Here is a 7,727-nt window from a genome sequence, read left to right on the forward strand (position 1 = left end):
AGGGCGGCGGGCCCGAGGTCATGGCGCCCACCGAGCGCAGGTGCTCGCCCACCATGCGTCCGGCCAGGGCCGAGCCGATGGAGTCGGGGGTGAAGACCGAGCCGTTGGGCCGCAGGGCCTGGGCCCCGCCCTTCAGGCAGCGGTCGGCCAGGGGGATGTCGGAGGTGACGACGATGTCGCCCGGCCCCGCCCGCTCGGCGATCCAGTCGTCGGCCACGTCGGGACCGGCGTCCACCACCACCTGCTCGATGAAGGGGGCGCGGGGCAGGTTGATCCAGCCGTTGGAGACCACCACGGCCCGGAATCCCACCCGCTCGGCCACGCGGAAGCATTCGTCCTTCACGGGGCAGGCGTCGGCGTCGATGTAGAGGACGTGCATGGAGGCTTCCCGGATTTCAGACTCTGGACTCAAAAAAACAGGGTCTGAATAGTCCGAATAGTCCGAAATCGGCGCCGGATTTCAGACTCCGGGGGCGGAAAAAACACGGTCTGACTCGTATCAATCGTAGGAAGTCGCCTCCGGGGATCAGGGTCGAGGCGGGCATTATAGGGCGCCCGTGGGCGGGGGGATGAAAAAGGCGAGGCGCAGCCGTCTTCGTGGGGGGCGGGGCGGTGTGGGCGGCGTCGCGGCGCTTGCAACCGCCGGAGCAGGCGGGCGCTTACCAAGGCAGGGCGCGGATCGGTCGCGCCGGGCGACACAAGGAGACGGGCCATGACCTTCGACAACAGGACAGCGCTGGTGACCGGCGGCGGGTCGGGCATCGGCGAGGCGGTGGCCCACGAGCTGGCCCGACTGGGCGCGAAGGTGGTGGTCACGGACATCAACGAAAAGGGCGCCGACCGGGTGGCCCGGGCCATTCGCGACGCCGGCGGCGAGGCCGCGCCCTTCGTGGCCGACAGCGCCAGCCCGCAGGACAATGAAAAGGCCGTGGCCTTTGCCGTCGAGACCTTCGGCAAGCTCAACTATGCGGTCAACAACGCCGGCATCGGCGGGGCCCAGGCCCCGGCGGGCGAGGTGGATCTGGACGACTGGAGACGGGTCATGGACATCAACCTGAACGGGGTGATGTACGGCATGCGTTACCAGATTCCGGCCATGCTGAAGGCCGGGGCGGACCAGAGCGCCATCGTCAACATGGCCTCGATCCACGGCGCGGTGGCGGCCATCGGCAACGGCGCCTATACGGCGGCCAAGCACGGCGTCGTGGGTCTGACGAAAAACGCCGCCGCCGAGTACGGGCCGCAGGGCCTGCGCATCAACTGCGTTGGCCCGGCCTATATCGATACGCCGCTGCTGGAAGGCCTGCCCCGGGAGGCCCGCGAGGGGCTGGTCGCCAAACACCCGCTGGGCCGGCTGGGCCGGCCGGAGGAGGTGGCCACGGTGGTGCGCTTCCTGCTGTCGGAGGACGCGTCCTTCATGACCGGCGGCTACTACCTGGTCGACGGGGGCTATACGACGGTCTAGCCGCCAGCCCTCAGCAGGTTGCGTCCCGGATAGCCGCTGGCGCGGCTTCCGGGATGGCAAGGTGGGCCCTAAACTGCGGTCAGAGATGCGGAAAAATGGAGGAACGGCATGGCCCAGTGGCGGTATCTGGCGATGTTCACCATGGACAAGACGGGGCCGAAATGGCGCGAGTGGGGCGCCCTGACCGATGAGCAGAAGGCCGAGAGGCAACGCACCGGCCTGGCCGCCATCGCTGCGTGGGACGAGGCGCACCGGGACGTGATCCTCTATCAGGGCGGGCCGCTGGGGCCGACGAAGCGCATCGACGACCGGGGCGACGTGACCGACGTGGTCAATCTGCTGACCGTCTTCATGGTGGTGCGGGCGGACAGCCATGAGGCCGCCGCCCGCCTGTTCGAGGGTCACCCGCACATGAGCATCTTCCCCTGCGACGGGGTCGAGGTCATGCCGGTGCTGGGGGACTAGACAGAGAGCCTGATTCACGGCCTCGGCGGAATCGCCTAGCGATTCCGTCTCAACCGATCAGGCTCTAGCCCCCCGTGGGGGACGTCGAGAAGTCGAACTGTTCGGGCTGGCGGCGGGGGCCGGAGCCGAAGCTGTAGGTCAGGCCGATGTAGAAGGCGCGCAGGCGGATGTCCTGTTCGAACCGCTCGCGGAACTGCGGGGTCTCGAACGTGGTGTCATTGCTGAAGCTGTTCAGCACGTCGCGGCCGGTGATGTTCAGCGACAGCTGGTCGGTCAGCTTGCGGCGGTAGCCGATGTTGAGCATGCCGCCGGCCTCGCGGGTGCCCTGGGCCAGCAGGGTCTCGCCCTGCCAGAAGCCGGAGACCTGCACGAAATCCTTCTCGGTGGGCTGCCAGTTCAGGCTGAGGCGGCCGCTGGCCAGGGTCGCGTCCCGCTCGCCGCCGCCGGGGATGCCGGTGGAGTCGATCTCCTGACGGAAGACATTGATGCTGCCGTTGTAGCGCAGGGTGGGGTGAAGGCGTCCGCTGGCGGTCAGCTCAAGCCCCACGTCCAGGCGCGAGCCCAGGTTCTCGGGCCGCGTCAGCAGGACACCGCCGCCCACGTCGGTGGCCACCTCGGTGAAGGCGCCGCTGGTGTCGCGCACATAGACGGTGGCCTGATAGAAGGTCTGGCCCGCGCGCCTCTGCCACATGACCTCGAAGGCGTCGGTCTCCTGGGGCTCCAGATCGGGATTGCCCGAGCGCAGGTTCTGGGGGTCCTGATAGGACACGAAGGGGTTCAGCTGGGCCAGTTGCGGCCGCTGGATGCGGCGCGAATAGCTGGCGCGCAGGGTCTGGTCGTCGGTGAGCTGGTACTGGACGTGGGCGGAGGGATAGGCGCGGAAATAGTCCTGGGACGCCGAGGCACCGCCGGTCACGTCGTCGATGCGGATGTCCGCCTGCTCGAGCCGCAGGCCCCACTGGGCCGACAGTTTTTCGCTGAGGGGCCGCTCGTAGGTGCCGTAAACGGCGTGGACCGTCTGGCGGCCCTCGAAGCGGTTGCTGAGGCCCGGGATAACGGTCAGGCCGGCCTGCGACGGGCCGCGGGCGAACTCCACCTCCTGCTCGGGGCTCTGCCGGGTCAGTTCATAGCCCAGACGCATCTGGCCGGCTTCGGCGAAGGGCCGCACATAGGCGCTGGTGAAACCCAGAGTGGCCTGGTCGTTGTTCTGGCGCGTCCGCTCATAGACGTCGGGGGCGGCGGGGGTGGTGAAGCGGCTGACGGCCAGACCCTCGTTGTCGTTGCCGTTGGCGTCGTAGCGAACCTCGTTGGACCATTCATGGCCCGCGTCGTCGAAGCGATGCACCACGCGGGCCGTGCCGCCGAAATTGGTGAAGTCGAAGCCCACCTCGCCGTCGCGGCGGTATGCGGCGGTCACGGCGCCGGAGGCGTCGCGGGTCTGGAACAGGGCGCTGTTCAGGCCGTCGCCGGTGAAGGCCACCCCGCGCAGTTCGCCGCTGAGGCGCGTGCGGTCGGTGAGGCGGTATTCGGCGGTGAAGCGGCCAAAGGCGCCGCTCTGGTCCATCTCCATGGTCTGGTCGGTGGTGGTGGTGGAGACCACGGCGCCGGTGACGGGGTCCAGCTGCTCGCGCGTGCGCAGGGAGGAGAAGGTGTTCGGGTCGGCCCGGTAGCTGAGATCACCCGACAGGGTCAGGCGGTCCTGCTGCCGCGAGCCGCTGAGCCCGGCGTTCCAGCGGCCGTCGTCGCCCACATTGAGGCGCACCGAGCCGGTGCTCTGGACCCCGGCGCGCGGGGCGCTGGGGCGGCTGATCAGGTTGATGATCCCGCCGGACCCCTCGGGGCTGTAGGCGGCGGACGGGTTGGTCATGACCTCGATGCGGGCGTACTGGTCCGCCGGAAGCTGCAGCAGGGCCTGGCCCCGGCCCGGGCCGGACAGGATGCCGGAGGGGCGGCCGTCCACCAGAATGGTGACGTTGCCATCGCCGCGCAGGGACACCCCGCCCTGGGGGTCCACGTCCACCGACGGGATGTTGCGCAGGGCGTCCGCCAGACTGCCGGTGGTCGCCTGCAGATCATTGGCCAGGCTGTAGCTGGTGGAGTCGATGGAGGTGCGGATGGCGGTGGAGTCGGAGGTGACCACGATCTCCTCGACCGTGGTGGGGTCGGCGTCCTCCGGGGCCTGATCGTCGGCGGGCGCCTGTTGCGGCGGGGCGTCATCGGCCGGGGGCGTCTGGGCATGGGCGGGCGCGCCGACGAGGGCCACGGCCGCGCCGGCCAGCAGGAGGGTTTTCAGTCGGATCATGGTGGTCGAGCCCCTTCGGACGCACAGGGTCCGATCAACCTCGCCGATAGCAGGACAACGGCGAGGCCCTCAGTTAAATCGCCGTCATGAAACACCGTGATTTCAGAAGGTTGCAGGACTGACATGCTTGGGGCGGGATTGCGGCCGCCTGCCGCCGCCGGAGAAGAACCGCGGTCAGCGGCCGAGGCGCCAGGCGACAGGGTGGCGGCGCGGGACGGCGGTGGCGCTCCACACCAGCACGGCGGTGGACAGCAGGATGCCGCTGACCAGCCCGCCGATGGCCAGCAGGCCGCCGGGCGTGACCCGCACCTCCATTTTCACGGACACGGGCCCGGCCTGGAGGTCGAGGCGGGCCTGCTGGGGTTCGGTGGGGGCGGGGGTTTTGTCGGTCATGGTCGATGAACGCCCGAAGCGGCGGATGGTTTGCCCGCTCGCGATGGGAGAGGGCTAGGGCGGCTCCGCCCGCATTTGACGTGGGTCGTCGTTAGGCTTCCTCATGCATTGCGGGAGGCGACCATGAAGATCAGCAAGGAACGGCGGGAGCGGTGGGAGCGGCTCACCAAGAACGATGCGTTCAACGTGTGGCTCAGGCCGCAGGTGACAGCATCGGACGGATCGCTGGATGTCGACGCCCTTCACGCCGTGGCGCTGCGCTACGGCATCGACCGGCGTCAGCAGTACGCGCATCTGAACCCCGGCCAGGTTCGAATGAACCTCGGCAACATGCTGAGGAAGGCCGTGCCGCCGGAGGACTACGGGGCCGAACCCCGGCAGGAGCAGCCGCTCGTCATCGCCGCGCCCTCGGGTCCGACGGAGCCGCCGGGTGACGAACCGCCGCTGGCCCGCGCGTCGATCCGCGAGCTTCTTACGCTTCATGCGGAGGTGATGGAGGAACTACGACGGCGCGAGGTGGTGCGCACCTCGAACAGCCCCGTCGGCGACTATGCCGAATTGCTGTTCTCGACCGCGTTCGGATGGGCGCTGGAGACCTCGTCGGCGGCGGGGCATGACGCCACGGACAAGGACGGGGTGCGCTATCAGATCAAGAGCCGCCGCCTGACGGCGCACAACGGCTCACGGCAGTTGAGCTTCATGCGCCGCCTGCCCGAGAAGAAGTTCGACTATCTTGCCGCCCTGCTGTTCGACGCCCGGTATCAGGTGAAGCGCGCGATCATCCTGCCCCACGAGGGGCTGGAGGGGCGTTGCACGTTTAGTGCGCACTCGAATGCCTGGCGTCTGCGACTTGAGGAGAATTGCTGGGACATGCAGGGGGCGCGGGATGTGACCGACGAAATCAGGTCGGCTGCGGAGGCGATATAGCCACGCGCGTTCCTGTGCGGCGCACGTCGAGCGCGACGCGGTTGTGAAACTACGCAGCCATCAGCGGCAAATCCTTCCACTCAGCGCTAGCCGGGCGGACGTGAGAGGTGACTTGCGACAGCAGAGCGAGAGCCTCTGCGGGCCAATCATTGAGGTTCTCAACGACCGCTTCTCGAGGCCAGTCGGGTTGTGCTCGCTGGACGTCCGAGAACTTCGTATGCGCAAACGCGACAGAAGGCGGGGCAGGACTAATGATCTCGAACAAGGCGATCCGACCGTCACTCAGCTTCACGCCAAAATCGAAGTCGTACTGGCTGCTGCTTGCTCCGAGCACCGCGACCTTCGGCTGGACCATGGGGGAGGAATAGGCACGCTCCAGCTTGTCTTTGACGACCTCAAAAAGCGCCCGCTCGCGGTGCCTCACCGATCGCTCCAACATCAGCGTAGCCCAAGCACGCGACGCCTCGGCAACCAGCGCCATGGCAGTTACGAGATTCTGCGCGCCCACATCGTCAGCAACGAAAGCATCACCTTCAAACCGGATGCCCGATTGTTCTGCGATGGCTTCGGCCCGTCTACGGTCGCCCGGTCGCATGTGATGAACGCCTTCGTCCAAAACTGCTGTGCGCCCCAAGCCATCATCAGAGACACGAAAACCACCGCTTCGATTAGGGGTCACTGCGAGGTTGATCACCTCACCGCTGGGAAACAGCGTGGTTGTGGGCACGCGAATTCCGCCGTCAGCAAACCAAGGCTGCTGGCTACCAGCAATCGCGTCTCTCAAGACTTCGTATTGATCTGACACTAGAAAAGTTCCGGCCGATGCGGCGGGGGCGGAATGCTCCCTATAATATTGCATCTCTCTAAGAAGAACATCATCGCTGCGTCGAAATCGGTCAGGGGAGGCTCAACGCAGAGCCCATCGTATCGTTCGCGGGGTTGGCGCTGACGTGGCCAGCGTCTGTTTAGCTCCCAAGGGTAGAACCGCGTAACATCGGCGGGTAATCGCCTGCCCCGAAGATCGCGGGGCAGATCGGCTCGCAGGGAATTTACGTGCTCAGCCTTAGGCCTGAAGCTTAGCCTTTGGACGGGATCACCAGAGACCACCAGCACCAAGCTGGCAGATTGGCGCTGCGTTCGGACCGTCGCATTGCCGCGCACTTCAAGCCCACTGACGGCAACTTCGTCGAGGAGTAGGGGCACGACCAAAAGAGCTCGACCGCTGCTAGTTGGATCCTCGCGCCAGCCCGGCCGTCCCCCAATAGTCTTGGGTGAGGCGAGAAGGCGATCGATTTCTTCGAACGTCAGCATCCCGCAACATCACGTGGTTTTGCGAGTCGCGTAACCCCCTAGATTATTGACGCCCTCATGCGCCGCCGCCTTCCCGTCCCGGCGCTCGGCTGCGCTTCGGCCGGGATGACAATGCCCGGGCAGCCCAGGTCCTAGTGGACCTGGGCTTTCCCGATCACCAACCCGTCCGCCCCCGCTGACACCGCGATCACCCCGCCGTCCTCGATCTCGCCGGCGAGCAGCTTGCGGGCGATGGGGTCGACGAGGTCTTTCTGGATGACGCGCTTCAGGGGGCGGGCGCCGTAGACCGGGTCGTAGCCGCGGTCGGCGAGCCAGGCCAACGCCGCGTCGTCGATGGACAGGGTCAGGCGGCGGTCGGCCAGCAGCTTTTCGAAGCGGGCCAGCTGGATGCGGACGATGCCGGCCATCTGGTCGCGGCCGAGGCGCTGGAACAGCACGATCTCGTCGATGCGGTTGAGGAACTCGGGCCGGAAATGGCCGCGCACGGCCTCCATGACCAGCGGGCGCACGGCCTCCACGTCGTCGCCCTCGCCCTGGCTGGCCAGATACTCGGACCCCAGGTTGGAGGTCATGATGATCAGGGTGTTGCGGAAGTCGATGGTGCGGCCCTGACCGTCGGTCAGGCGGCCGTCGTCCAGCACCTGCAGCAGCACGTTGAACACGTCGGGGTGGGCCTTCTCCACCTCGTCGAACAGGACCACCTGATAGGGGCGGCGACGGACGGCCTCGGTCAGGGCGCCGCCCTCGTCATAGCCCACATAGCCCGGAGGGGCGCCGATCAGGCGGCTGACGCTGTGCTTCTCCATGTACTCGGACATGTCCAGCCGGGTGATGGCGGCGTCGTCGTCGAACAGGAACTCGGCC

At 67.2% G+C, this 7,727-nt stretch carries 8 protein-coding genes; 3 read left to right on the forward strand and 5 right to left on the reverse strand.

Annotation, left to right across the window (positions count from 1 at the left end; all coding sequences use genetic code 11):
* Window positions 1-379: YaiI/YqxD family protein (locus tag C0461_RS12145; protein ID WP_292107310.1), on the reverse strand; the 379-nt coding region annotated here is incomplete at its 3' end.
* 333 nt (window positions 380-712) lie between these two features.
* Here C0461_RS12145 and C0461_RS12150 point away from each other — a divergent pair.
* Both C0461_RS12150 and C0461_RS12155 read left to right on the forward strand, forming a co-directional pair.
* Window positions 713-1,465, forward strand: coding sequence for an SDR family NAD(P)-dependent oxidoreductase (locus tag C0461_RS12150; RefSeq protein WP_292107313.1), 753 nt, complete (start codon window positions 713-715; stop codon window positions 1,463-1,465).
* Window positions 1,466-1,573: 108 nt separating this feature from the next.
* Window positions 1,574-1,930, forward strand: a complete 357-nt coding sequence (locus tag C0461_RS12155; protein ID WP_292107316.1) for a hypothetical protein — start codon at window positions 1,574-1,576, stop codon at window positions 1,928-1,930.
* 64 nt (window positions 1,931-1,994) lie between these two features.
* Here C0461_RS12155 and C0461_RS12160 read toward each other — a convergent pair whose 3' ends face one another.
* Together C0461_RS12160 and C0461_RS12165 are read right to left on the reverse strand one after the other, a co-directional pair.
* On the reverse strand, window positions 1,995-4,232 hold the full coding sequence (locus C0461_RS12160) for a TonB-dependent receptor (RefSeq protein WP_292107317.1): 2,238 nt from the start codon (window positions 4,230-4,232) through the stop codon (window positions 1,995-1,997).
* Between the two features lie 174 nt (window positions 4,233-4,406).
* Entirely contained in the window at window positions 4,407-4,625 is a 219-nt protein-coding gene (locus tag C0461_RS12165) for a hypothetical protein (protein ID WP_292107320.1), read from the reverse strand.
* A gap of 123 nt (window positions 4,626-4,748) precedes the next feature.
* Here C0461_RS12165 and C0461_RS12170 point away from each other — a divergent pair, with 123 nt between their 5' ends.
* Entirely contained in the window at window positions 4,749-5,552 is an 804-nt protein-coding gene (locus C0461_RS12170; protein WP_292107322.1) for a hypothetical protein, read from the forward strand.
* A 49-nt stretch (window positions 5,553-5,601) separates the two neighbouring features.
* On the opposite strand, the gene C0461_RS12175 is transcribed toward C0461_RS12170, so the two are convergent.
* Window positions 5,602-6,357, reverse strand: coding sequence for a hypothetical protein (locus C0461_RS12175; protein WP_292107323.1), 756 nt, complete (start codon window positions 6,355-6,357; stop codon window positions 5,602-5,604).
* A 637-nt stretch (window positions 6,358-6,994) separates the two neighbouring features.
* Window positions 6,995-7,727, reverse strand: a 733-nt coding sequence (locus C0461_RS12180; RefSeq protein ID WP_292107326.1) for an AAA family ATPase, incomplete at its 5' end; no start/stop codon positions are given.

The sequence above is a fragment of the Brevundimonas sp. genome, from assembly GCF_013823285.1.
Lineage (GTDB): Bacteria > Pseudomonadota > Alphaproteobacteria > Caulobacterales > Caulobacteraceae > Brevundimonas.

Bases quoted from the DNA above. Each gene is read 5' to 3' on its own strand.
- C0461_RS12160 (WP_292107317.1), bottom strand. From the start codon at position 4,232: ATGATCCGACTGAAAACCCTCCTGCTGGCCGGCGCGGCCGTGGCCCTC.
- C0461_RS12150 (WP_292107313.1), top strand. From the start codon at position 713: ATGACCTTCGACAACAGGACAGCGCTGGTGACCGGCGGCGGGTCGGGC.
- C0461_RS12165 (WP_292107320.1), bottom strand. From the start codon at position 4,625: ATGACCGACAAAACCCCCGCCCCCACCGAACCCCAGCAGGCCCGCCTC.
- C0461_RS12170 (WP_292107322.1), top strand. From the start codon at position 4,749: ATGAAGATCAGCAAGGAACGGCGGGAGCGGTGGGAGCGGCTCACCAAG.
- C0461_RS12155 (WP_292107316.1), top strand. From the start codon at position 1,574: ATGGCCCAGTGGCGGTATCTGGCGATGTTCACCATGGACAAGACGGGG.